Below are 26,572 nucleotides of genomic sequence, written 5' to 3' on the forward strand. Positions count from 1 at the left end.
GGAACGTTCTTCCCGGGGTGCTGGTGCGCGACGGCGGTTGACCGGGGCACTCCTTCGTGTCATAGCGCCCCGGACCTGCGCGTCGCGTGGTCGCGGGCCACGGGACCCTCGCGACGATGGCGGGGTGACAGAAACCAGCGATGTGAAGACGGTTCGCGGACAGGCGAGTTGTCCACGGATCACCCCGCATCTCTTCGTGGACGCCCCGGACGAGGCGATCGAGTTCTACCGCACCGTGTTCGGTGCCACCGTGCGCCTGCGGATGTGCGAACCCGACGGCCGGGTCGGCCACGTCCAACTGGAGGTCGGCGACTCGCTGATCATGCTCGCCGAGGAGTTCCCCGAACACGACATGCGCGGTCCGAAGTCGGTCGGCGGCACGCCGGTGGCCATCAGCATCTACATGGACGACGTCGACGAGGTCTTCGAGCTCGCCCTCGCGGCCGGGGCCCGGGTCGTACTCCCCGTCTCCGACCAGCTCTACGGCGACAGGGTCGGCATGCTGGAAGACCCGTTCGGCCACCGGTGGATCGTCGCCACGCCCGTGGAGGACGTCCCGCTCGACGAGCTGACCCGCCGCATGGCGGCCTCCGCGCACGGTCATACGGCTTGTTGAACGAGTCCGGTACGTCCGCCGGCCGCGACCACGGCGAAGGGGCGCCCGCCCGGCCATGCGTGAAGGCGAGCCCGGCGCCCCCTCCGGCGGCACGGTGCGTGTTCACTGATCCCCGGGTGGCGCCTTGTCGCCGGATCGCTCGGAACGCCGGGCCCGTTTTCATCGCGCATGCCCTCCGGACCCAGCTCGATCGAGGAACCGGCGCCGCCAGGTGCGGACCGTCCCGGGAGCGGCCCCGGGACGGCGCGACCGTCACTTCGCGCGGCGGCCCCCTCGACCCCGCGCGGCAGCCCCCTCATCCCCGCGCGTGGCTCACTTCGCGGTCGTGAGCGCGAGGGCGGGGAACGTCCCACTCGACCACGGCCTCGCGCAGCGGCGCGACCATCCCGCGCCAGACCAGGCCCACGAAGCGGCTGAAGCGGTGGCTCGACGCAAGGCCCTCCAGGTGGGCGGCTGGTGCGCTGATGCGTCCGGCCACCTCGGCTCCCGGCGGACAGACCAGGTCGGACGGAAGGTCGCCGGCGTCCCGGAGCAGCTCCAGCAGCCCGGGACGGGCGCGGAACGGGGCCGGCTCCGCCTCGCCGGTGATGACGGACCGGAAGACGGCGCCGGCGGCCCGGTCCAGCTCTCGTGCGGCCCGCAGCGCTTCGTCGTCGGGCCAGGAGTCACGCGGGATCGACCGGAGGAGTACGGTGACCGCCTCGTCGACGTAGTGCTCCAGGACCGCGGGGTCCCGCACCAGGCGGTGTACGGCCGCTTCGTAGTGGATCTCATGGCGGCCGTAGATCTCGCCGCTGCCGACCTTGACGCCCAGCTCCTCCTCGATCAGCGCGCAGTCGATCGTGCCTGGCTCCCGCCAGGCCTGGCGGTAGTTGCGGGCGAGGGCTCCGGCCACGGCGTCGGGCGACCGCTCGAACAGGAGCTCCCGCAGTTGCTCGCACAGGTCCACGATGCGCACTCCGCAGGCCGCGTGCAGGAGGCGGAGGGTGCAGCGCAGCAGGGACTTCTGGAAGAGGTAGAGGCAGAGCCTGAACTCCAGGCCGCGCAGCCAGTCCTCCTCGGTCATCGTGGAGTGTGCGACCACCATGTCGCCGGTCAGTTCGGGATCGCTGACGTCCACCGGGAGGTGCCGGACGACCAGCCGCTGTTCCCGCCGGAACTTCTCCCGGGTGTAGTCCGTGTTGTTGAGCAGCAGCAGGGGGAAGACCAGCGGCGTGCCGCCGGCGGCCAGCACTTCCTCGGTGCCGCTCAGGAAACTCTCGTACGTCTCGCCGGGCATGCCCCAGATGAGGTCGGTGTACGTGGGGATGCCGAGGTCACGGAACTCCGCCTGCAGCTTGCGGAAGTTGTCGACGCGGATGTTGGAGCGATTCGCCAGGTTGAGCGCGGTCGGGTCGAAGGACTGGGTGGACAGCGTCACCGGGGAGAGCAGTCCGCCGTCGCGCAGCAGCGTGGCCGTCTCGATGATCCGCTTGTTGCAGTTCTTCGCCCAGGTGACGAAGAAGTCCACCTTCTTCCCGTGCCGGTCGCACAGGTCCACCAGGAGCCGGGCGATCTCGACGTCTCTCGGCAGGATTCCGAAGTTGGCGTCCGCGAGGGCGAACATCATGTGCGGCTGTGCGTGCTTGACGATGCGTTCGAAGTCGGCGGCGATCCGCTCCATCGGGAACTGCCGGACCTTGGAGTTGACGGCACCGCCCCAGTAGCAGAAGGCGCAGCTGTAGGGGCAGCCCCGGTTGGTCTCGTACACCAGCAGGCTGGTGCGGGCCAGTTCGGCGTCGGAGTACGCGGTGAGCGGCGACGGCACGGTGGCCAGGTCCGCGATCCGTGCGGCCGGTTCGGTGGTGACCAGGGTCCGGCCCGTGCCACCGCCGGTCCAGTAGCTGACGCCGTCGATGGCGCGGATGCCTTCGCGGTCGTCCAGGAGGCAGCGGAGCAGTTCCACGAAGCGGAGTTCGCCCTCGCCGTGCACGAGGACGTCCGTCCAGGGCGCCTCGGCGAAGAGGGCGTCCTGCTGGTGGCTCACGTCGTTGCCGCCCATGACGATGTGGCAGCGCGGCCACGCGGCCTTGACGCGCCGGGCGAGCTCGACGGAGTTCGCCCGGTTCCAGAAGTAGACCGTGAAGGCCACGACCAGAGGGTCGTCCAGCGAGGCGAGGACCTGCTCGCACGCCTCCTCGAAGAAGGGGCCCCGCGACATGAGGGCATGGCGTGTGAAGGTGCAGCGGGCCGCCACGTCGGGAGCGGCCTCGGCCGCCGCCTGGAGATAGCCGAGTGTGGGGCTGTACTCGGCGCCCGCGATCGTGGTCAGGTCCACGAGGTGCACCTGACGGCGTCCGGTGGCCGGGAGCACGGCATCCCGGTCCGCGCGTTGGGGCTGGAAGGACATGGCCCGCGTCACCTGCCGGCCGTCAGGTCGACCTGCTCGACCGACGCGGCCGGCCTCGGGGGCCGCACCGTGGCGCCGCCCGGCGCGGGCTGCTCCCGTCGCAGGCCGAGGCGCGGCGAGGTGATCAGGCGCAGCCGCGAGCCGGTGTCGTAGAGGTCGCGTGGCAGGATCTTCACGATGGCCAGGGAGTCGTCGTCGGGCCCCTGCGCTCCTGCGGGGACGGTGTCCGCGGGGGCTCCGGCGTCCGTACGGTCGCCGGTGACGGTTGCGGTTGCCGTGGCGGTGAGGGCGTCCGCGGCGGCCGCTGCCGGGTCGTCGTGCGGGTCCTTGCCGTGGATGGCGTCGAAGAGGTCGGAGATGCCACCGACGATCTCCACGAAGGCCGAGTTGGGGCGGATGGCCTTGTCGGCGGAGGTGCCGGTCAGCCGCTGCGCGAGCCAGAAGTAGTTGGCCTGTCCCTGGTATTGGTCGTACATGCGCGCCACCATGGCGAGCATGCGTTCGTACGCGTTGCGGTACAACGACTCGTAGAAGCCGCTCGCCTCGTCCTCGGTCACGTCCCCGTCCTGCACGGCGACGATCGACGCGGCTGCCAGCAGCGCGCTGTACGAGGCGAGGTGGACCCCGCTGGAGAGCAGCGGGTCGAGGAAGCAGGCGGCGTCGCCCGCCACGAAGTAGCCGGGGCCGCAGAAGCCCTTGGAGACATAGGAGTAGTCCTGCTCGACCCGCGCCCCGGAGATCCGCCGGTCGCCCTCGATCAGGGAGCTGACCGTGTCCGACTCCCCCACCAGAGCGGTGAGCATGTCCTCCAGTGACTCATGCGCCCGGCGCCGCTCCCGGAACGTGCTCTCGTGCATGACGAATCCGACGCTGCGGCGGGCGCCGCGCAGCGGGATGACCCAGTACCAGCCGTCCGGCGAGGAGATGATGTTGCTGCCGCCCCGGGGGGTGTCCGGCAGCAGCTTGTCGCCGTCCCAGTAGCCCCAGATCGCGACGTTGCGGAACACCTCGTGCCGGGTGCGGCTCCTGAAGTGCTGCGCGGTGAGCACGCCGGCCCGGCCGGAGGCGTCGATCAGGAAGTCGAACCGGGTGGTGCGGAGCCGGTCCGGGGCTGCGCCGTCCACCCACTCGGCCGCGACGGGCCGCTCGCCGTCGAAGACGACGCGCTTGACCGTGGCGTTCTGGATGACCCGTGCGCCCTGTTCCCCGGCGTTCTGCAGAAGCAGGTGGTCGAATTCGGACCGGTCCACGGACCAGGACCGCACATCGGGGCCGAAGATCTCGGTCCAGTCGGCGGCCCAGTTCTCCTCCGCACCCCAGGCGAAGAGGCCGCCGTGCTTGTCCACGAAGCCGAATTCATCCACCTTCTCGGCGGCTCCGGCGAGCTCCAGGACGGATCGACAGGACGAAGCCAACGCTTCGCCGATGTGGTAGCGGGGAAATACTTCTTTTTCGAGCAGGAGAACATCGACGCCCGATCGGGCGAGCAGCGCGGCGGACAGCGAGCCGGCCGGTCCACCACCGATCACGAGCACCTTTACCTTGCCTGATTCCACCGTCACTCGAATCTCTCTTTCGGGAATCTTCCGCCGTGGACGAGCACACCATAGAGGTCGGCAAGCACGTGCGCACACACGGAGTTGACCTGTTCGAGTGACGAAACGTTTCATTTCAAAAAATCCAGAAGAATGCATTCTGCATTGCCTCGCAGGCGTGCTGGAGACCGATTTTTTCCGGCTTCACACGAATGGACCAGATGGTTTATTGCCGCCCGCTTTTCTTGATCGCTATAGTCCTGAAAGCTCCCGACCTTGCGCGCATCCCCGTTCTTCATCCGGGCAGCCCGCACGGCCGGTAGTTTCATGTGTCATTCACCGGAAAGGTGTTCCCCCCATGATGTCCACACGACGGCTGTCAGTGGCCGTTCTCTGCGCCGCCTCGCTCACCACCGCGGTAGTGGCGGCCTCCCCCGCGGTGGCGGTCCAGTCCACCACCGAGCGTGCCGCGGCCTGCGGCGCCAACGTCGCGGACTACAACGGCACGTTCCAGGGCCTGTTCGACAGGGCGCCCGGCGACACCGTCAAGGTCACCTTCGACGCGCCCGGCTCGGTCAGGACGGAATGGTCCGTCGAAGGCTGGAAGGGCAAGGGCATTGGCGACTACACACTCACGTCCAGCGGTGTGCAGTGGACCAACGCCAACACGGTCACCGGCGTCCTCAACGGCGTCGACTCCGAGCTGTACCGCAGCGTCTCCGTCACGTGTGCCGCCGGCACGCATGAGGTAGTGACGATCAACGGCTTCGTCGAGTCGGGCGACTCGACGATCCCGTTCGCGGTCACGCGCACCGCCTAGTCTCCACCAGCCGTTCACACTGACGGGCTGTGATGCCGCCCCGGCATCACAGCCCGTCGTGGTCGTGGCCCTTCGGCCACTAGGGGGTGTCGTTTGGATCAGGTCGGATCAGGCCGCGGCGTCCGGTCGGTGCCTCGCAAGGCGGAGGATCTGCCGCGTACCGGACGTACTCGGCTGATCCGACAACGCGGCGAGGTGCCGTGCCGGGCGCCGCGGACCCGAGCTGATCCAAACGACACCCCCTAGCGGATCAGTACCCCGAGTTCGGGTGTGAGCTGCTTGGCGGTGAGGCCCGTCTCCGCCGCGAGGTCCTCGATCCCGAAGGTGTACCACTCGTGGCTGACGTCGACCTCCCGCACCAGTTCGCCGTTCCGCAGCACCCTCCAGGTGGCCGACCAGCGCATGCGGTCGGCGCCGCACGGCTCACCGGTGAGCCACGCCTCGTATTCCTGCTCGCCCAGCCGCTGCCGGGCGATCCGCATCGGCGCGACCGGTTGCGGGGTCCTCAGCGCCATGAGTTCCACGATGATGGGCGCGCCGGCGGGAAGCCGCCGCAGGAGACGCCCCCACAGCTCGCCCCGCTCCTCCCGGTCGAGGTATCCGGCCACTCCGCAGATCACGGCGGCCGAGAGCCGCTCCGGCAGGTCGACCTCCTGTGCGGTGGCCGCGATCACCGTGACCCTCGGGCGCAGATCCTCACTGCGCACGACCCTGCTGGTCAGCGCGGTGCGCATGGCCGGCGAGGGTTCCACGGCGAGGATGTGCGCGTCGGGCAGCGCCCTGGCGATCACTTCGGTGGCGCGGCCGGTGCCCGCCCCGAGGTCGAGGACCGGGCCGTGCCCGGTGTCGATTCCGGTGAGCGCGGAGGCCAGGGCGGGGTCGCTGTGCGCCCAGTGCTGGCCGCCGACAAGGTCGTAGAACTCGGCGGTGGGGGTGTAGTAGTCGATCATCTGCCAGGTGCTCCTCGATGAGCTGTGCCAGGGGCGGGTTGCGCTGCGTGGGCGGGCGGAAAGGCCTTTTGGGGGGACGGGAGTTCAGCGGCCGGCCAGTACCGGGAGCAGGCAGTCCGCGAGCGTGCGCACCACCTGTTCCCGGTGCGGGATCAGATAGAAGTGGTCTCCGGGGAACGTCCGCAGGCCGAAGGGGCCGTCGGTGACGTGCGCCCAGGCGGCGGCCTGGCCGGCGGTCAGTTCCGTGTCCTCCTCGGCGGCGAAGGCGGTCACGGGACAGCTCAACCGGCGGTCGAGGGCGGGCCGGTAGGTCTCGATGAGCTGGTAGTCGGCGCGGATCACAGGCGCCATGAGCTGCCACAGCTCGGGGTCCTCGAACAGCAGCCGGCTGGTGCCGCCCAGGCGGGTCAGTTCGGCGCGCAGCGCGGCGTCACCGCCGAGGTGCACCGTCCCGCCGACGACGTGCTCGGGCGCCTCACGGGCGGACACCACCAGGTGAGCGGGCTCGGGAAGTCCCAGGCGGCGAAGGCGCAGGGCGACCTCGTGGGCCACGGCGCCACCCATGCTGTGCCCGAAGAGGACGAGCGGTGTGCCGTCGAGCCGGGCGATCTCGTCGGCGACGCCCTCGGCCATGGCGGACATCTCGGTGACCAGCGGCTCCCCGAAGCGGTCCTCCCGGCCCGGGTACTGCACCGTCAGCTGTTCGAGCCATGGTGGGAGCAGGTCCGGCCACGCGCGGAACGCGCCCGCGCCGCTGCCAGCGTGCGGGAAGCAGACCAGCCGCAGGGCCGCCCCCGGGCGCGGCCGGGGACAGCGCAGCCATGTGCCGGTCATCGGGGCACCTCTGCGGTCGGACCGGTCGCCCGCGCGGATGATGCGGTCATGGGGATGCCTCCAGGGTCAGAGCGGAGAGAGCCAGGGGTGAGGGTGCGCCGCCCGTGATCAGTTCCGGTCGTCCCAGCCGCGTGGTCAGGTCGAGCCACATGCGGCTGACCGTCAGCGAGTACTGGGCGTCAGCGGACCGCCCGCGGGGGTCGTCCACGGCCGCCCTCAGCTCGGCGAGCGCATGGCGGACTCCGTCCGGCCACAGGGCGGCGAAGGTGTGCCGGAAGGAGCGCGGGGACCCGGGGCCGAGGACGGCGGTGCTGAGCTGGTCGAGCGGCTCCGTACCCGGACCGTCCAGGGCGAGCCGTCCGCCGGGCTCGCGGCGGACGTGCAGCCGGGGGCTCCACAGAACGGGGCCGTGGGTGTCGGCGAGGGTCAGCGCCCCGGCGTCGGTGCCGAGGGTGACGCGGTGCAGCAGGTGGGCGTTGTTGTCCGGGTCGCCCGGATCGAGCTGGTTCTGCACCCGGAGCGTGAGCGGTACCCCCGCGACGGCGCCGTGCAGCAGCCGGAACGGCACCGCCGCGCCCGTCGCCGCCCGGACGGCCGGTACGGGGGCGGGGTCGGCGAACGCCCAGGGGCCGAGGCCGCCCAGGGCGCGCCCGAGGATGTCCAGCAGCGGGAAGAGCACCTGGCCGGAGCAGGCGGCGTCGACGTAGAGGCTGTCGCGCAGGGACCGCAGTTTCCGGGCCCGTGTCAGGAAGTCCCGCACCGGGGGCACATGTGGATAGAAGGAGTTGAGCCGGTACTGCACACCGTGTGCCCGGGCCAGCCGCAGGCAGGCGGCCAACTCGTCGGGATGCGCGGGCTGTTCCTGCAGCACGTGCACTCCGCGCGCGAGGAGGGCACGCGCCAGTTCGCTGCCCGCTCCGCCCGCCACCGCGGAACGCACCACCACGCAGGCGGCGTCGATGTCGTCCGGTAGCTGGTCGGTGCCGGTGTAGTACGGCACGCCGTACTCCTCGGCGCACGCGCGTGACCGGGCGCCGCCGGACGCGAGCACGCCGGCCAGTTCGAAACCGGGCGGGGCGGGGCGCAGGGCGTCGAGGTAGAACCGGCCGAAGACCGTACCGCAGACGATGGTGCGCAGGGGGCGGCCGGTGGGGCCGTCGGCACGGCCGGCGGCGCTCGGCGCGGCGGAGCCGTTCACAGGGCGCCCACCGCGGTGCCCAGTTCGATCGGGGCGTGTGACACGTCGAGGGTGACTCCGGGAATCGAGCCGAGCAGGCGGACCGTCTCGGCGGGGTCGAGTACCTCCGCCGCGTAGTGCAGTCCGGGTGGTACGCGGCCCGCGAGGCAGGAGGCGACGGCGAGGGCGCCGACGGTGGCGGTGAGCCGGTAGCTGTCGCCGGTGCCGAGCACCGCGGTGGTGGTGGCACCGGAGGCGGATTCCAGGGCGAACACCATGCGGTAGTAGGCGCGGCGGCCGACGAGGTCCAGTTCGCAGGCGCGGGCCAGCCGCTCGGCGGCGGCGTCCAACGCCCGTCCCGGACCGCCCGCGCTCTCCCCCTCGGCCCGCCCGGCCCGCCCGGCGCGCTCGGCGAGGAAGCCGCCGAGGGCGCCGAGCGCGTCCCGGACGCGGTGGCCGGGAAAGACGTTGAACCAGTCGAGTCCGTCCAGGTCCAGCGCCCGGGCCAGCCGCTCCGCCTCGCCGCTGAGATAGGGCCGCACCGCCACCGCCCCGGGAAAGAAGGGCAGTTCGGCGTCGTCCTCGGCGGACAGGGCCCGGCTGACGCGGCGGCCGTCGCGCCAGGCCGCGAGGGACTCCCCGTACGACGGCACGGGTCCGGCGCTCGCTGCGGCCCGCCCGGGCCCACCGGTGCCGATGGACAGGAGCAGGTCGGCGGCCACGGTGCGACTGCACCGTTCCAGCCCGCCCGTCCATGCAGTGAGCCGTCCGCCGGCGGCTTCCCCGTGGCTGGTCCCGGGAGGTGTCGCGCGGTCCGCGCCGGTGCCCCGCTCCGCCAGCCAGCGGGGCAGCAGCGCGGACAGCCCCGGCAGCATGCCGGCCGACAGCACCGCACTGCGGCCGAGGACGGCCACGTCGATGGTGGACAGCTCGGCGTGGGCGGGCTCGTCCCCGGCCACGTCGACGTAGTCGGCCCCGACGGCGAGGGCCGCCCTGGCCACCCGCCCCCGTACCTGGTACGAGGGGCCCGCGCAGTTCAGTACGACCCTACAGCCGGCGCAGAACTCCGCGAGCCGGTCCGGGTCGTCCAGGTCGACCGCCCAGGTCTCCGCGGCACCGTGCGGGAGGCGGTGGGCGACCTCCGCGACCGCGCCGGGCCGTCGTGCGCCGAGCCGGAACGTCTCGACGCCGAGGGCGCTCAGCGCCCGGACGGCGGCCGCGCCGACGACACCCGAGGCGCCCAGCACGCCGACCACCGGTCGGTCACCGGCGTGGCCGGCGCCGCCGCAGTCGCACAGCGGGCAGCCGTTCACCGGGCACCGTCGCCGAGCAGATCGCGCACCGCGGCCGCCCGTGGTCCGGCGACACAGCCGAAGTGGTCGCCGTCGATGTCGTGGACGCGCAGGTCGCCGAGGCAGACGTCCTGCCAGTAGGCGGTCATGTCCTGCTGGAGGCCGGGCAGGAAACCGTACTGTCCGGTGTGCCGCAGGAACGTGATGTCGCCGGCGTAGGGCTGGGGCCGGTAGCGGGTCACCGCGAAGAGGCTGTGCCTGAAGACGTCGTAGCGCCGGGCGAGCCGGTCGCGGTCCAGCGGGCCGGTGAACTGCTCGGCGGCACGGGCGAGGATGTCGAGGCGTTCCGCGGGGTGTTGTCCGGCGAGGTCCTGGAAGTGCCGCGCGACCTTGTCGAAGGGGGCGCCGAGCCTGGCCAGGGCGCCGTTGCCCAGGCGGCCCGGGGTGGTTTCGAGCACGGCTGCGATGGCCTCGCCCAGGGTGTACGAGTCGGCCGGGAAGCCGACCGTGGCCGGATCGACTCCCAGGGACAGCGCGAAGGTGTACTCGGCGATCAGGTCGTCATACACCTCGAAGGGCGGCCGGTAGCAGCTGATCACGGTCAGGTCGGTCACCTCGGCCCCGCCCTCGGCGAGAGCCCTGGCGACCTCGGTGGCGATCAGACCGCCCATGCAGTAGCCGATCACCCGCAGGCGCCGCCGGCCGTCGGCGAGCAGCGTCCGCGCGTACTCGCCGCCCAGGCGGCTGATGAGCAGGGCCGGTTCCACCTCCAGATACCGGTCGGACGAGCCCGCCTCCAGGCCGATGAGCGCACCCCGCGCCGGTCGGCGCCGGTACTCGTCCAGCAGGGCCTGGTAGGGCAGCAGGGTGCCACTGCCGTCGTGCACCAGTACCGTCGCGGGGCGGTCCTCGGGGCCGTCGGCGAGCAGTGTCGGCGTCATCCGGGCGCCGCCGGTGCCGGGCCGCGGACTCGGCTCGGGCGAAGTCCGGGCTTCGCGAAGGAAGTTCGCGAGAGCGGCGATCGTCGGGCACTGGAGCATCTGCCGCAGCAGGTGCTCCCAGTCGATGCCGGCCGCCGCGGGTTCCTCCTCGCGCAGGCGCCCGACCAGCCGGGCCACCAGCAGTGAGTCGCCGCCGAGGCGGAAGAAGTCGTCGTCGCGGCCCACGTGGGGGCGTTCCAGCACCTGGGCCCAGAGCGCGGCCAGTCGGCGTTCGAGCTCGTCGGCGGGCCGCTGAGCGGCGGCGGTGCCCATGTCGGTCCGGCCGGACGCGGGCAGTCTGCGGCGCAGCCGGGCGCGGTCGGTCTTGCCGTTCGGGGTGAGCGGGAAGTCGTCGAGGATCTCCAGGTGGGACGGCAGCAGGTAGTCGGGCAGCCGCTGGGCGAGGTGGCGGGTGAGTTCCGCGTGGGTCAGCGCGGCGCGGTCGGTCTTCAGCCGGGTGAAGAACACCTGCTGCCCGGCGAGCGCCAGTGCGTCGTCCGGTGCGGGGAAGCACAGCTCCGGCTCGGCACCGGCCTGCGCCAGCAGGTCCGTCCACTGGCGGTGCGTCAGGAAGGTCTGGTCCCCGCTTCGTCGTACGTCGTCGAAGCCGGAGCTGAGTCCGTCGATGAACTCCATCGACACCAGCAGCGGATGACGCTCCAGCGTGGCCTCCATGAAGACCAGCCAGCCGCCCGGCGCGAGCAGTTCGCGCAGACGACGCAGGGTCTGCGCGGCGTCCTTGGAGTTGTGCAGGACGTTGGCGCACAGGACGACGTCGAAGGAGTTCGCGCCGAGCCCCTGCTCCGCGGCGTCCACGTTGATGTCGAAGAGCCCGTAGCGCACCCACGGGTACCGCTCGAAGCGTCTGCGCGCCTCTCCCAGGAAGAACCGGGAGATGTCGGTGAAGAGGTAGTCGACCTCGAACCCGGCCAGTTCGGGGATGAGGTCGATGCTGGTGCCGCCGACACCCGCGCCGACCTCCAGCACGCGCAGCGGTTCGCCGCCCTCGTGCCGGGCGGCCAGGGCGCGCAGCCCTGCCACGGCGACCCGGTTCAGTGAGCGGCTGACCAGGTTGTCGCGGTAGGTGGCCTCCGCCACGTCCAGGTTGCCCTGCGGGAAGAGAAGAGCCAGGGGGTCCTCCTCGCCGCGCAGCAGTTCGGGCAGGTGCTCGCTGCTGGTGCGCACCAGCCTCAACAGGTCGGCGCCGTAGTCCAGGCGCTCTCCGAGTTCCTCCAGCCGCCGCCAGCCCTCGTGCGGGTCGGTGAATCCGTCGGTGGACAGGCCGGCGTACCGGTCGGCGGCCGCATCGTGGCGCAGTCGGCCGGCGCCGGTCAGGGCGCGCAGCCAGCGGCGGACGGCGCGCGTGTGCCGGGTGTGCGCGCCCAGGGCTGCGGCCGCCTCGTGGACGGTGTGTGCGGCGTCCGGACCGGCGAACAGGCCTGCCGCGCGCAGGGTTTGGGCGATCGCCGAGAGGGCGACCTCGTCCGCCAGGTCCAGGAAGGCGGTGAGCAGGGCGGGGTCGACGGCCGCGCCGATCTCGGCCCCGGCCGCGGCCGCCGCGTCGAGCGCGGCCCTGTCGGCGGGCAGGAGCGGCCGCGATCCGGGGGCGGTGGTGGCGAATGCCGCCAGGCGGCGGGCGGTGGGGTCGTCACCCGTCACGAGGGCCACCGCGGAGGCCACCGCCGGGTGCGTCTCGATGGCCGCGGCGAGTTCTCCGGGTTCGACGCGGTGGCCGCGGATCTTCACCTGGTCGTCGACGCGGCCGAGCAGTTCGATGGAGCCGTCGCGCAGGTACCGGCCGACGTCGCCGGTGCGGTACATCCGCTGCCCGGTGCCGGGGTGGGTCACGAATCGCTCGGCGGTGCGCGCCGGGTCGCCGAGATAGCCGAGCGCCAGCCCGGCCCCGGTGATGTACAGCTCGCCGGGCACGAGGTCGGGGCAGTCCCGCAGCGCGGTGTCCAGCACGCGCCAGCCCTGGTTCGTCAGCGGGGTCCCGTAGGGCACGCTCGGTCCGGTCAGCGCCTTGGGGGCGATGGGGTGGACGATCGACCAGATGGCCGCCTCGGTGGCCCCGCCGAGGCTGGTCAGCGCGCAGCCGGGCAGCCGCGCGGCGATCCGGTGGACCAGGGGAACCGGGATCCAGTCGCCGGACAGCAGCGCGACGCGCAGCGAGGACAGCCGTTGCCCGGTGTCACCGGCCAGGTAGCTGTCGACCATCTGGAGCTGGGCCGGAACGGAGTTCCAGAGGGTGACGCCGTGCCGGTCCACCAGCTCCGCCCAGTGCGCGGGGTCGGCGTGACGGCCGGCGTCCGGCAGGACGAGGCAGCCGCCGTGGGCGAGCGGTCCGAAGACGTCGTAGACGGAGAGGTCGAAGCCGAGGCCGGACAGTCCGAGCACCCGGTCGTCCGGGCCCACCGCGAACCGCTCGTTGACGTCCGCCACGGTGTTCCACGCGGCCCGGTGGCTGATCACCACTCCCTTGGGAGTGCCCGTCGAGCCGGAGGTGTAGATCACGTAGGCAGGGTCGTCCGGGGTGGCCCGGGACAGCGGGGGCGCCTGCGTGTCCGCGCCCGGTACGGCGTCGACCGTCAGGGTCCGGACACCGGGCAGGTCGACGGTGAGCCACGGCTGGGTGAGCACCGCGCTCACCCCGGCGTCGGTCAGCACGGTGGTGCGTCGGGCGGCCGGCTGGTCCGTGTCGACCGGCAGGTAGGCCGCGCCGGCCAGCAGAGTGCCGAGGACGGCGGCGATCTGCTCCCAGCCCTTGTCCATCACGATGCCGACGAGCCGGCCGGCCGGGTCGCCGTCGGCGGCCAGGCCGGCGGCCACCGAACGTGCCGCCGCCGCGAGTTGACCGTACGTCAGCTGCCTGTCGCCCGCGATGACGGCGGGACGGTCCGGGGTGGTCAGGGCCTGGGCGAAGACGGCGTCGTGCAGCAGCCGTTCGGCCCGCGGACGCTCCGTTCGGCTGACCCGCTCGCGGCGCTCGCGCTGAGCTTCCGGCAGATCCACGACCGACGCCTGGCCCCAGGCCGCGTCGGAGTCGGCCAGCCGGCGCACTGCCGCCTCGAACGCGGCGAAGGCCTCCTCGGCGACACCCTCCGCGAGGACGTCGCAGCGCACGTCCCAGCCGAGCAGCAGGGCGTCACGGTGCTCCATCACCTGGCAGTCGATCCACACGTGGGGGGTACGGCTGTGGCCGAGGACGATCTCGCCCTCGCGCAGCCGCGGCGGATCGGTGTCGGCGCCGTCACCGAGTCCGACCGTGCTGGTGAACACGACGGGCATGAGCGCCGCGTCGCGGCCGCGGCGGCGGCCGAGTTCGCGCAGTACCTCGACGCCGGAGCACATGCCGTGGTCCAGGTCCTGCCACAGCCGGGCCTGCACCGCCTGCGCGCGAGCGGCGAAGGAACCGCCTGCGGACCCGTCGACGGTCAGCAGTTCCACCGAGGTGAAGTCGCCTACGAGAAGGGGGACTTCCGGGTGCAGGGGAAGCCGGTTGAACAGGGGCAGATCCAGGGTGAACGCGCTCTGCCCGCTCCATCGTCCGACCACCTCGGCGTACGCGGAGAGCAGTGCGACGGTCGGGGTGACTCCGTGTCCGGCGGCCCGTTGCCGCAGCTTCTGCCAGAGATCGGGGGGAAGTTGGCTCTGAAGCCGTTCGAATCGTGGGGTGTCCTCAGCCGGGGCGCCACGGTCCGCCGCCTCGTCGTCGGGCAGTGGGCCGCCGCCCCGTGCCTGGCCGGAGGGGGCGGCAAGCGGCAGTGCCGGGGCGGGTGCGAGCGGCACCGCTTCGGCGTCGGGGCTGTCCGCGTCGCCCCGGTCCGCCGCGTCCAGCCTGTTCCACCAGTAGGCGCGGTCGCGTTCGAACGTCTCGTCGCGCAGGCCGCGTTCGGCTGTGAGGTAGTCGCGGTAGCGGATCTCCGGTTCGGGCAGGCCGAGGTCCGGACGCAGGCACAGCTGCTCCAGTTCGCCCAGCAGCAGCTGGACGCTGGCGTAGTCACAGATCAGCAGGTCGATCGCGAGGTGGACCACCACCTCCCGCTCCCCCGCGGTGACACGCAGTTCGTGGAGCGGCCACTCCTCGGGGCGGAAGTCACGCGCGGACAGCTCGGTCCGGGCGCGTCCGGCCGCTTCCCGGCACTCGCCGGCGGGGGCGTCGCGCAGGTCCGCGATCTCGACGCGCTGCTCGGGGACCTCGCGCAGCACCTGCTGGTAGCCGTCGGGATGGATGACGGTCCGAAGGGCGTCGTGGCGTTCCACCAGTGTGCGCCAGGCCTCACGCACCCGGCTCGGTTCGAACCGCGGAAACCGCACTTCGAGGTAGGCCTGGCAACCGACGCCGCCGTACTCGTAGGCGCGGCTGCGCCCGAGCAGATAGGAGGACTGGACGTCAGTGAGCGGGAAGGGTTCGTACCGGCTGCCGGGGTCGGCGGTGAGCCGGGGACCGGCGCCGGAGCGGCGCAGTTCCGCCAGGACGGCCTGTTTGTGTTCGCGGAGTTGTTCCAGCCGCTCCGGCGTCATCACGTGACGGGGTGCCCGGTAGCGCAGCAGGCCGTTCTCCTCCCACAGCCGTACGCCGACGTTGTGAAGGTCATCGATGAGCTGGCTGGTGTTCAAAGCGTCCCGTCCTCTGTGTCTTCGTCCTCGATGGCGAGGTGTTGGGGCTCGATGAGCTTCGCGAGGCCCGCGATGGTCGGCTCGCCCAGCAGTTGGCGCAGGGAGATGTCGCCGCCGAACTCATGGCGCAGTCGCTGTACCAGCCTGGTGGCCCGCAGGCTGTCACCGCCGAGCGCGAAGAAGGTGGCGTCGCGTGGTACCTCGGGCAGTCCGAGGACGCTGCTCCACAGCGCGGCGAGTGCGGTCTCGACGGGGCCGCGTGGCGCGTCGCCCGGCGGCAGGGTGGCCGGTCCGTCGGGGACCAGGGGGACGAGCGCGGCGCGGTCGACCTTCCCGTTGGCGGTGAGGGGCAGTTCGTCGAGCGGGGTGTACCCGGCCGGGCGGGCGTGGGCGGGGAGCCGGTCGGCCACGAAGAGGTCGAAGTCCGGCGTGAGGGCGGACGGCCGGATGGTCACGAAGGCGTGCAGGCGGCGGTCGTCACGTTCACCGACCGGCATCACGACGGCGTGGTGGACGGCGGGGTGGGTCTCCAGGACGGACTCGATCTCCCCGAGCTCGACCCGATGACCACTGACCTTCAACTGATGGTCCCTGCGCCCCAGGAACTCCAGCGTCCCGTCCGCCCAGTACCGGCCCACATCACCCGTGCGATACCACCGGCCACCATCCGCGCCGACAACGAACTTACGAGCCGTCAGCTCCGGCTCACCCCGATACCCCAACGCCAGACTCGCCCCACCGATCCACAACTCCCCCGCCACCAGATCAGGACAGTCCCGACCCTCACCATCCACCACCCGAAACCGCTGATTCCCGAGCGGCAACCCATACGGAACCGACACCCAATGCGCCGGAACCTCGGCCACCTCCCACCAGTTCGACCAGATCCCCGCCTCCGTCGCCCCACCCAAAGCCACCAGACGACACCCCGAACCCACCCGCACCAACCGCGACTTCAGATCCAGCCCCACCCAGTCACCCGACACCAACGCCAACCGCAACGAAGACGCCAACACACCAGCCGAACCCACCGCCGCCACCAACATCTCCAGCAACATCGGCACGCTGTTCCACACCGTCACCCCGTGCTCGGCCACCAACCGCACCCAGCACTCCGCATCACGCCGCTCCCCCTCCCCCACCAACACCAACGCCCCACCCACACCCAACAACCCGAACACATCGAAAACCGACAGATCGAAATCAAGCGCCGACACCGCCAACACCCGATCCCCCACACCCACCCCGAACCGACGACACACATCCACCACCGTGTTCATCGCCGCCCCATGCGACACCTCCACACCCTTCGGCACCCCCGTCGAACCCGACGTGAAAATCACATACGCCACCGCATCCACACCCACTCCCACCAACCCCACCAAAGGCTCGAACGCGTCTGCCGCGTGCACCGTGGTGATGGTGTGCCGGACGCCGGCGGCGGCCAGCATCCGCTCGCGGCGCACCGCCGGCTGGTCGACGCCGACCGGGACGTACGCGGCACCGGCCGCGAGCACTCCGAGTACGGCGGCGATCTGCGCGGGCCCCTTCGGCAGCGTCACCGCCACCAGGTCGCCGGGCCGGACGCCCTCGGCCCGGAGCATCGCGGCGACGCGCAGGGCGCGGTCGGCCAGTTCCCCGTACGTCATGCGGCCGTCCTTGTCCCAGAGCAGCGCGGGACGGTCCGGCTCGGCGGCGGCACGGGTGAAGAAGGCGGCGTGCAGGAGCTGGTCGGGGAGCGGGCCGGTGGTGGCGTTGACGGCGTCCCGTACGGCCGATTGCCGGGACGGCAGCAGGGCGGGCGTCCGCTCGGACCAGTCGGCCCGGACGATCCAGTCGAGCAGTTCGCCGTGCGCCGCGAACATCGCGTCGAGCACTCCGGCGGGGAACAGTTCGTCCACGGCGTCCCAGGTGAGCTGAAGACCGCCGTCGCGCATCATCACCTGTTCGTCCAGCCAGACCTGCGGGGTCTGCGACACGCTCCAGACCGGCTTGCGCAGACCGTCGCTGAGGGTGTCGTTCACGCCGAGCGCGCTGGTGAACACCACGGGCAGCGCGCCCTCGGCTCCCCCGGCGGCCCCGGCGGACTCACGGAGCAGCCCGAGTACGGGAGCGCCTCGGTGGTCGAGGTCCTGCCACATCCGTTCCTGGAGACGGCGGACCCGGCTCTCGAAGGACTCCCCCGCCAGGGGCTGGTGCGCCACGGGGAGCAGCGAGGTGAAGTCGCCCAGCACCCGGTCGATGTGCGGGTGCGCGGCCCGGCGGTCGAACAGGGTCAGTCCCACGGTCAGTTCGAGATCGGCGCTCCACGTGCTCAGCACTTCCGCGTAGGCAGCCAGGAGGACCGCCGACGGCGTGAGCCCGCACTGCTTGGCACGGTCCTGGAGAGTGCTCCAACGCGCGGGGTCGAGCCATGTCTCACGGCGTGCGAAGCGGGGGCGGGCGATCGACGCGGGGTCGGCGGCGAGCGGCAGGGCCGGGGCCGGGGGCAGCTCCGGGACCCGTCGGCGCCAGTGGTCCAGCGCCGCCTCCGACTCCGTCCGGCTGGGCTTCGCCTGGCACACGTAGTCGCGGAACGAGAAGTCCACGGGCGGGAGTTCGGCTGCCGGGTCGCGGTACAGCGTGTCCAGCTCGGCGAAGAGGATCATCATGCTCAGTCCGTCGACGAGCAGGTAGTCCAGTCCGATTCCGACGCGGGCGCGTCCCCCGCCGAGACGGACCGCGCGTACGTCGAAGAGCGGCCAGGTGCCAGGGTCGAGAACCTGGTGGGACATCTCTTCGCGCAGCCGCTCCAAAGCCTCCTCGGCCGCGCCGTCGGGGGCGTCGGTCACGGGGACGCGGAGGCGGGGCACTTCCGGCAGGATGCGCTGGTCACCGTCTTCGTCGAAGACGGCACGCAGCATCTCGTGCCGGGCGATCAGCCGGTTCCAGGCGGCTTCGAGACGCTCCAGGTCGAAGCCGGACTCGTCGAACTCGCAGTAGTAGTAGGAGCCGACGCCACCGAGGGTGAAGCCGGGCGAGCGGCCGACCCAGTAGGCGCGTTGCAGTTCGGTGGGGGCGAAAGGCTGATGGCGGTTCGCCGGGTCCGGCGCGATGGTGGGGAGTCGTTCCGCGTCCGGTGCCGGGCCGAGCGTCAGTGGTGCGGCGAAGTCGGCGAGTACCGGGGTGGTGAACAGCCCGCTGATCGCGGCGCCGTTCACGCCGGCCGCACGTAGCAGGGCGACCACCTTGGTGGCGAGCAGCGAGTCACCGCCGAGGAGGAAGAAGTTGCCGTCGCGCGGCGGTCGGGGCACGTCCAGAACCTCGGACCACACGTCGCTCACAAGGCGCTCGACGGGGGTGCGCGGGGCCTCGCCGCCGTCCGTCACCGGGGCCGCGGGTGCGGCGGCCGCCAGTGCGGCGCGGTCGACCTTCCCGTTGGCGGTGAGGGGCAGTTCGTCGAGCAGTCCGATCGCCGCGGGCACCGCGTGTCCGGGCAGCCGGTCGCGGAGGAACGCGGTCAGTTCCGCTTCGGGGAGCGTGTGCCCGGAGACGACGTGGGCCACCAGCCGCCGTCGCGCGCCGGTGTCGTCGACGGTCACGACGGCGTGGTGGACGGAGGGGTGGGTCTCCAGGACGGACTCGATCTCCCCGAGCTCGACCCGATGACCACTGACCTTCAGCTGATGGTCCCTGCGCCCCAGGAACTCCAGCGTCCCGTCCGCCCAGTACCGGCCCACATCACCCGTGCGATACCAGCGGCCACCATCCGCGCCGACAACGAACTTACGAGCCGTCAGCTCCGGCTCACCCCGATACCCCAACGCCAGACTCGCCCCACCGATCCACAACTCCCCCGCCACCAGATCAGGACAGTCCCGACCCTCACCATCCACCACCCGAAACCGCTGATTCCCGAGCGGCAACCCATACGGAACCGACACCCAATGCGCCGGAACCTCGGCCACCTCCCACCAGTTCGACCAGATCCCCGCCTCCGTCGCCCCACCCAAAGCCACCAGACGACACCCCGAACCCACCCGCACCAACCGCGACTTCAGATCCAGCCCCACCCAGTCACCCGACACCAACGCCAACCGCAACGAAGACGCCAACACACCAGCCGAACCCACCGCCGCCACCAACATCTCCAGCAACATCGGCACGCTGTTCCACACCGTCACCCCGTGCTCGGCCACCAACCGCACCCAGCACTCCGCATCACGCCGCTCCCCCTCCCCCACCAACACCAACGCCCCACCCACACCCAACAACCCGAACACATCGAAAACCGACAGATCGAAATCAAGCGCCGACACCGCCAACACCCGATCCCCCACACCCACCCCGAACCGACGACACACATCCACCACCGTGTTCATCGCCGCCCCATGCGACACCTCCACACCCTTCGGCACCCCCGTCGAACCCGACGTGAAAATCACATACGCCACCGCATCCACACCCACCCCCACCAACCCCACCAAAGGCTCGGAGTCGGAGCAGTCCTCGACGGACAGGACGGTGACGCCTTCCGGCGCGGCTTCGGCGTGTGCCGCCGCGCCCGTCGCGGCGAGTACGCAGCCGACGCCCGCCGACCGGTACAACTCCGTACGGCGAAGGGGTGGTTGGTCGAGGCCAACCGGGACGTACGCCGCCCCCGCGGCCAGTACGCCCAGCACGCAGGCCAGTTGGTCCGGTCCCTTGGGCAGGTGCAGGGCGACCGAGTCGCCCTCGCGAACGCCGCTCGCGCGCAGCTTCCCGGCGACCCGCCGTGCCCTCAGGGCGAGTTCGCCGTAGCTGAGCCGGCCGAAGTCACCCACGCAGGCGGTGAGATGGGGCTCCTTCGCCGCACGCTCGAAGAACGGCTCGTGCAGGGTCAGGGACGGCAGCGGTCCGTCCGTGGCGTTGACGCGCTCCCGCACCCGGCGCTGGCCGGCGGGCAGCAGGTCGGAGAGCGGGGCGCTCCAGTCGGTTTCACCGAGCCGGTCCAGCAGGTGGCCGTACGCGTCGAACATCGGGTCCAGCACCGTGTCGGGGAGCAGTTGCTCCACCGCGTCCCAGTCGTAGTGCAGGCCGCGTGGGGAGTCGTACACCTGGTTGTCGAGCCAGGTCTGCGGGGTCTGGGAGATGCCCCAGACCTTGGGCAGCAGCCAGTCCGAGAGGTCGAGCGAGAGATCGCGCCGGGTGCCCAGGGCGCTGGTGAACACGACCGGCAGGGCCGCTTCCGCCGTGCCCTGTGCCCTGGCCAGCTCACGGCTCACCCGTACGGCCGACCAGGCCCGGTGGTCCAGGTCCTGCCCGAGGCGGCGCTGCAGGGCCTGGGCCCGGGCCAGAAACCCGGTGCCGGCCTCGGGCCGGTAGGCGAGCGGCAGCAGCGAGGTGAAGTCGCCCACGATGTCGTCCACGGCCGGGTGGACGTCCTGCCGGTCGAACAGCGTGAGGTTGACCGTGAGTTCGGGTCGGCCGCTCCAGCGGGCCAGCACCTCCGCGTATGCGGTCAGGAGCACGACCGACGGGGTGAGACCGTGTCGCGCGGCCCGCTCGGTGAGCGCCCGCCAGCGGTCCGCCGGGAGCAGTCCCGAGCGCCGGACGAAGCGCGGGGTGCCCACGGCGGAGGGGTGGGCCGCGAGCGGGAGGGCCGGGGCCGGAGGCAGGTCGGCCAGGCGCTCGGTCCAGTACCGCCGCGCCGCCTTCGTCTCCTCTTCCGAAGGCGTGACCTGGATCAGGTAGTCGCGGAAGGACAGGCCTGCCACCGGCGGCAGGACGGCGTCCGGCGCGTGGTAGAGCTGTTCCAGCTCGGACAGCACGATCATCATGCTGCGGCCGTCCAGCACGATGTTCTCCAGGCTCACCCCGAGCCGTACGCGCTGCTCGCCGTCCTGCTCGTACACCACGGCACGCAGGTCGTTCAGCGGCCACCGCGCCGGGTCACGGACCTGGTGGGACATGCCCGCGCGCAGGTCCGCGAGGGCCTGTGCGGCACGGTCGGCGGCCGCGTGCTCGACGGGGATCGTCGCCCTCGGCACCTCGGCCAGGATGCGCTGGCCGCCGTCCTCGTCGAAGACGGCGCGCAGCATCTCGTGGCGGGCGACGAGCTGGTTCCAGGCCCGCTCCAGGCGCTCCAGGTCGAGGCCGGTGCCGTCGAACTCCGTGTAGTAGTGAGCTCCCACCCCGCCGAGGGGCAATCCGGTGGCCCGGCCGGTCCAGTAGGCGCGCTGCACGTCGGTCGGCGGGAACGGGTCGTGGCGGTGGCCGGGGTCCGCACTGACGGTGAGGGGCGGGCGGCTGGGGGTTTCCTCAGCTTGTCGGGGCGACGACGCGTCGGGGCCCGAGCCGGCGTCCGGCTTCGCGCCCTGGGCCGGGCCCACGTTCCCGTACACCGCCTGTCCGCCGACGACGTGCGGTGCGAGGTGGGGTGCGAGGTCCTTCAGCACGGGCGTGGCGAACACGGCGGACAGATCGAGGGGCAGGCCGGCCTTCCGCAGGTGGCCGACCAGCCGGGTGGCCAGCAGCGAGTCGCCGCCGAGGCCGAAGAAGTTGTCGTCACGGCCCACTCGGGCCACTCCCAGCACCGCGCACCAGGCGGAGGCGAGCACGGATTCGGACGGACCGCGCGGCGGTTCTCCGGCCGCCCCGGTGTCCTCGGGGTCCGGCAGCAGACGCGCCAGGGCCGTGCGGTCCAGTTTGCCGTTGGCGGTGACGGGCAGCGCGGGTACGCCGTAGACGCGGTCGGGGAGCATCGCGGCCGGCAGCCTGTCCGCCAGCCAGTCGCGCATCTCCGGGCCGGAGGGCAGGCCCGCGTCGGCGGTGCGATGTGCGCGCAGCAGTACCTCGGCTCCGGGAGGGCAGTCGTCGGTGGCCGGACACGTCAGACCGTGGGCGGTCAGCAGACGCGACCACTCCTCCACCGGCAGGAGCGTTGTCCGGCGATCGCGGCGGACGGCGTCGAGTGTGGTGAAGCCGCGGGTGGGCAGGGCGGCGGCGATCAGGGCGAACGGTGGGAGTTCCGTCCGCTCCAGGGCGAGCAGCCGCCCCCCGGGAGCCAGCAGGAGCGCGGCGAGGCCGATGCCGGTGGTGGGGTCGGGGAAGGCGTGCAGGGCGTTGTCGGCCACGACCACGTCGAAGGCGGCCAGCAGGTCGTCGGGCAGCAGCCCGCCGCTCGTGCGGCACATCCGGATCCGGTCCTCGGGCAGCCGGCCGGCGACGTCCCGGGCGGCGGCGAGGCGTGCGGTGGACTCGTCGATCAGGGTGAGGCGGTGCCGCTGTCCGGGCGCGGTCAGGCGCGTGAGGGTGCGCGCGCCCACGGCGCCGAGCACGGCGATGTCCGAAGGTGCGGGGGCGTCCTGGATCTCCCGGACCAGTGCGTCGAGCGCGGTCGTGTTCCGGTCCGGTACGGCGTCCGCGAGTGCCGTGGGCGCGAGGACGGAGTCGTCGAGCAGGACGAGCGGGTCGAGCGCGCCCCGTACGATGGCGGCGATGTCGTCCATGCGCCCGTTCAACCGAGCGCTGATGCGTGCGAGTTCGCGGCCGGCATCATCCTGACCGGTGCCCCGCCCGAAGCCCGGACCGCTGCCCCCTGCGAAGCTCCGGCCGGTGTCCCCTACGGCCTCACCTCGATCGGCGCCCGCCGCGTCGCGGCACACCTCCGTCAATCGCGGACCGGCGGCGTAGCCGTGCCGGTCGCCGGTGAGGACTTCACGCGAGGTCAGCCAGTCGAACCAGAGCCGGAGCAGGGGGTGCCACTCGGCCGGAGCACCCCAGCGCCGTGCCAGCTCGGGCAGTGAGGTGGCCGTGCCGGTGATGCCCGCCTCACGCACGGCGAGGCGGGCGAGCAGGGACTCCACGGCCCGGGCCTCGGGGTCGGTTTCGCCGCGTACGGCCCAGTGGCCCGTCCCTGGCCCGCGATCCGTGCCGCCACCTGCCGCCCGGCCCGGCGATCCGCCGGGTGCGGGGAGGTTCGGGGCCGTCGCGTGCCTCGGGGTCGCGACCGCGACCAGGCGTTTGGCCCGGTCGGCGCCCACGGTGGTCACCACGCAGCCGCCGACGGCCGGGTGGGAGCCGAGCGCGGCCTCGATCTCGCCCGGTTCGGTACGTACGCCTCGGATCTTGACCTGCTGGTCGATCCGGCCGAGGAACTCCAGGGTGCCGTCCGGACGGTACCGTCCGCGGTCACCCGTCCGGTACCAGCGTCCTCCCTGACGGACGGGGAACCTCTCCGCCGTGAGTCCGGGGTCTCCCAGGTAACCGAGGGCGACACCGGCACCGCCGATCCACAGCTCGCCGGGGACCCAGTCCGGACGGTCTGCGCCGTCCGGGCCCACCACGCGGAACTCCTGGTTGGCGAGCGGGAAACCGTAGGGAATCGACGCCCAGCCGGCCGGAACCTCGGTCACCTCGTACAGGTTCGACCAGATGGCGGCTTCGGTGGCGCCCCCGAGGGCGAGGAAGCGGCAGGACCCGCCGCTCTGACCGGCGAGCCGGCCGGGCAGGTCGAGGCCGATCCAGTCACCCGACAGGAGCGCCACGCGCAGCCCTTCCAACGGGGTGCCCCGGCCGGTCGCCTCGGTGAGCAGCATGTCGAGCAGAAGCGGCACCGAGTTCCACACGGTCACCCGGTGACGGACGATCAGGTCGGCCCACGCCCGCGGGTCGCGTCGTTCGGCCTCGGCCACCAGAACCAGCGCGCCGCCGGTCGACAGCAGGCCGAAGACGTCGTACACCGACAGGTCGAAGTCCATGGCGGAGACGGCCAGCACACGGTCGGAGCCCGCGAGCGACAGGCGCGTGTTGATGTCGTCGACGGTGTTGGCCGCGGCGGCGTGCGCGACGGCGACGCCCTTGGGCTCTCCCGTCGTGCCCGAGGTGTAGATCACGTAGGCGGGGGTGCCGGGGTCGACGGACACCGGCGCGGCGAGCGGTCGCCGTGCGCAGGTGGTGGCGACGTCGAGTACGGCGACGTCCGCCGGGAGCCGTCCGGGCGCGTCGCCCGGCCGGCTCGCCGCGTCGCTCAGCATGAGCCGGGAGCCGGCACGGCGCAGGATGCGCCGCATGCGCTCGGCGGGCTGGTCGGCGCCGATCGGGACGTACGCCCCTCCGGCCGCGAGGACGCCGAGCACCGCAGCGATCTGGTCCGGGCCCCGCCGCACGGAGACGGCGACCGGCTCGCCCGGCCGCAGGCCGCCCTCGACGAGGGCTCCGGCCACGCCGAGTGCGCGCCGCGCCAACTCGCCGTAGGTCATGGCCGACTGGCCCAAACCGCTGCCCCACAGCAGGGCGGGACGGTCCGGTTGCCGTCGTGCGCGGGCGAAGAAGGAGTCGTGCAGTGTCCTCGGGGTGAGCGGCCGCTGCGTGGAGTTGACCTTCTCCCGCACCACCCGCTGCGGTGCGGGCAGTGGCACCGACGCCGACGTGGTCCAGTCGGAGTCCTCCGCCGACAGACCGTCGACGAGCGTCCGGTAGGCGTCGAACATGTCGTCCATCAGACGCGGCGGGAACAGGTCGTCGACCGAGTCCCAGCACAGGTCGACCCCCTCGTCCGACTCGTACACCTGGTGGTCCAGCCAGACCTGGGGCGTCTGCGAGATCATCCAGTGGAGTTCTCCGAGCACCGTCCGCACAGGTGGCGGGACCAGTTCGGTGCCCAGGTTGCACGCGAACACCACGGGGGCGCGGCGGGGGCGGTCCGGGTCCGTTCGGGCCAGATCGCGCAGCACCTCCACGCCGGAGCAGGCTCGGTGGGCGACGTTGGCCCGGAACTCGGCCTGGAGGGCGTGAACGCGCTCGGCGAAGGACGCGCCGGCGGACAGGTCGACGGGAAGCAGCAGCAGATCGGTGAAGTCGGCCACCATGCCGTCGACGTCCGCGTGGGCCGGGTCACGGTCGAACATCGGCAGGCTGAGCAGGAACCGGCTGCTCTCGCTCCACGCTCCGAGCACCTGCGCGTACGCGGCGGCGAGGGCCATCGCCGGTGTCGTGCCGCCCTGCCGCGCGCGACGGCGGAACCGCTCCCAGGCCTGCGGTGCCACCCGGTACCTGCGCCGGGTGAAGCGCGGCGCGCCCAGGGTGCTCGGATCGGTGGCGAGCGGGAGGGCGGGCCCGTCGGGAAGGTCCGTCAGACGTTCACGCCAGTACCGGCGGGCCCGTTCGCGCGCGTCGGTCCGGTCGAGGTCGTGTTCGCGGTCGGCGAGATAACGCGGGAACCCGGATTCGCTCCCGGGCGGCGAGGTCCGCGAGGCCGTCTCGGCACCGGGGGCGCGTGCCTCGATACCGGGGGCGCCTACCTCGGTGCCGGGGTCGTCGAGGCACGCGCGGGCGAGGTCGGCCAGCAGGATCCTGATGCTCTCGACGTCCGCGACGAGGAGGTCGATCCCGAGATGGATCCGGGACGTCCCTCCGGGCAGGAGGGAGAGCTGGACGTCGAACACCTCGCCGTGTTCGACGCGCAGCCGGCGGTGCGACAGCGCTTCGCGTACGGCCGCCAGCCGGGGCCGCGGATCCTGTTCCGCGCAAAGGTCGTGGACGGTCAGGCCGCGCCACGGGCTCGTCGGCATGATCTGCTGCGTACCGTCGTCGAGGAACCGGGCGCGCAGCATGCCGTGGCGCGCGATGACAGCGTGCACCGCGTGTTCCAGTCGCCGCGGGGCCAGCCGGGCGCCGTCGAACTCGAAGTACGCGTGGCAGCCGACCCCGCCGAGCACCTGGTCGTCGCGGCGGCCGATCCAGTAGGCGTGCTGCATGGCCGTCAGCGGGAAGGGAGCGCCGGAGTCCGGGCTCCGGGCTCCACTCGGCTCTGCCCGCTCCTGCGGGGGTGCCTCGGCCGACGGATGCGGGAGAGCCGGTGCGACGGCCGGCTGCCGTTCCCGGCGGGTGTGCGGCACGTGCGGTGGCCGGGTGGCGAGCAGAGCCGTCCAGGCCGCCAGGGTCGGACGCTCGGCCAGATCGAGGAAGTCGACGAACACGCCGTGCCGGCGCAGTCGGCCGGCCAGGCTCATGAACCGGATGGAGTCCATGCCGCACTCGGTCAGATCGTCGTCGTGCGGTACGTCCCGAGGCTCGCAGCCGAGCAGGCCGGCCACCTCGTTCCTGATGACGTCCTCGGTGAGTGCTCTGTACACGGACGACGACGGCTCGCATCCGGTCGCCGAAACCCCATGACCCGGTGAATTCATTCCACAACCCATCGCCGACTGATTGTGCCTCGGAATTGATACACCAAAGTTCTCGCCAACGGCAAAGCGTTGCAGATGGCGGACGGCGTCTCACCCGCTGCTATGGTTGCGCACGTCGCAGAGCCCTGGGCATACCCGGTCACGGGACGAGCTCAAGCACACTCGCTCCACACATCGACCGGCACTCGACCTAGAAAGTCCATCCATAA

At 72.1% G+C, this 26,572-nt stretch carries 10 protein-coding genes; 2 read left to right on the forward strand and 8 right to left on the reverse strand.

The features are described 5' to 3' along the window. The first annotated feature begins 124 nt into the window (after positions 1 to 124). Positions 125 to 616, forward strand: coding sequence for a VOC family protein (locus OIB37_RS05475; protein WP_330456377.1), 492 nt, complete (start codon positions 125 to 127; stop codon positions 614 to 616). 295 nt (positions 617 to 911) lie between these two features. Here OIB37_RS05475 and OIB37_RS05480 read toward each other — a convergent pair whose 3' ends face one another. Together OIB37_RS05480 and OIB37_RS05485 are read right to left on the reverse strand one after the other, a co-directional pair. Further along, entirely contained in the window at positions 912 to 3,005 is a 2,094-nt protein-coding gene (locus OIB37_RS05480) for a radical SAM protein (protein WP_330456378.1), read from the reverse strand. A gap of 8 nt (positions 3,006 to 3,013) precedes the next feature. Further along, on the reverse strand, positions 3,014 to 4,567 hold the full coding sequence (locus OIB37_RS05485) for an NAD(P)/FAD-dependent oxidoreductase (RefSeq protein WP_330456379.1): 1,554 nt from the start codon (positions 4,565 to 4,567) through the stop codon (positions 3,014 to 3,016). A gap of 331 nt (positions 4,568 to 4,898) precedes the next feature. On the opposite strand from OIB37_RS05485, the gene OIB37_RS05490 reads away from it, so the two are divergent. Continuing rightward, positions 4,899 to 5,360 carry a hypothetical protein gene (locus OIB37_RS05490; RefSeq protein ID WP_330456380.1) on the forward strand — a complete coding sequence of 154 codons (462 nt, stop codon included), beginning with the start codon at positions 4,899 to 4,901 and terminating at the stop codon, positions 5,358 to 5,360. Positions 5,361 to 5,602: 242 nt separating this feature from the next. Here the strand turns inward: OIB37_RS05490 and OIB37_RS05495 are convergent, their stop codons facing one another. The 6 genes from OIB37_RS05495 to OIB37_RS05520 form a co-directional block, all read right to left on the reverse strand. Then, positions 5,603 to 6,310, reverse strand: a complete 708-nt coding sequence (locus OIB37_RS05495) for a class I SAM-dependent methyltransferase (protein ID WP_330456381.1) — start codon at positions 6,308 to 6,310, stop codon at positions 5,603 to 5,605. A gap of 84 nt (positions 6,311 to 6,394) precedes the next feature. Then, entirely contained in the window at positions 6,395 to 7,144 is a 750-nt protein-coding gene (locus OIB37_RS05500) for a thioesterase II family protein (protein ID WP_330456382.1), read from the reverse strand. A 46-nt stretch (positions 7,145 to 7,190) separates the two neighbouring features. After that, on the reverse strand, positions 7,191 to 8,342 hold the full coding sequence (locus OIB37_RS05505) for a Gfo/Idh/MocA family oxidoreductase (protein WP_330456383.1): 1,152 nt from the start codon (positions 8,340 to 8,342) through the stop codon (positions 7,191 to 7,193). After that, positions 8,339 to 9,634: a saccharopine dehydrogenase NADP-binding domain-containing protein gene (locus OIB37_RS05510; RefSeq protein WP_330456384.1), complete on the reverse strand. Its 1,296-nt coding sequence runs from the start codon at positions 9,632 to 9,634 to the stop codon at positions 8,339 to 8,341. Before OIB37_RS05510 ends, OIB37_RS05505 begins: the two co-directional genes overlap by 4 nt. Beyond that, the gene (locus tag OIB37_RS05515; protein ID WP_330456385.1) at positions 9,631 to 15,213 is read right to left on the reverse strand and encodes a non-ribosomal peptide synthetase; all 5,583 of its coding nucleotides are present in this window, start codon (positions 15,211 to 15,213) and stop codon (positions 9,631 to 9,633) included. Before OIB37_RS05515 ends, OIB37_RS05510 begins: the two co-directional genes overlap by 4 nt. Then, positions 15,210 to 26,309 (reverse strand): amino acid adenylation domain-containing protein, encoded by an 11,100-nt coding sequence (locus OIB37_RS05520; RefSeq protein WP_330456386.1) that lies wholly within the window; start codon positions 26,307 to 26,309, stop codon positions 15,210 to 15,212. Before OIB37_RS05520 ends, OIB37_RS05515 begins: the two co-directional genes overlap by 4 nt. Positions 26,310 to 26,572: the final 263 nt, after the last annotated feature.

The sequence above is a fragment of the Streptomyces sp. NBC_00820 genome, assembly GCF_036347055.1.
In the GTDB taxonomy this organism is placed as follows: domain Bacteria; phylum Actinomycetota; class Actinomycetes; order Streptomycetales; family Streptomycetaceae; genus Streptomyces.

Coding starts and splice junctions, on each gene's coding strand:
- OIB37_RS05495 (WP_330456381.1), bottom strand. CDS start 6,310: ATGATCGACTACTACACCCCCACCGCCGAGTTCTACGACCTTGTCGGC.
- OIB37_RS05490 (WP_330456380.1), top strand. CDS start 4,899: ATGATGTCCACACGACGGCTGTCAGTGGCCGTTCTCTGCGCCGCCTCG.
- OIB37_RS05480 (WP_330456378.1), bottom strand. CDS start 3,005: ATGTCCTTCCAGCCCCAACGCGCGGACCGGGATGCCGTGCTCCCGGCC.
- OIB37_RS05500 (WP_330456382.1), bottom strand. CDS start 7,144: ATGACCGGCACATGGCTGCGCTGTCCCCGGCCGCGCCCGGGGGCGGCC.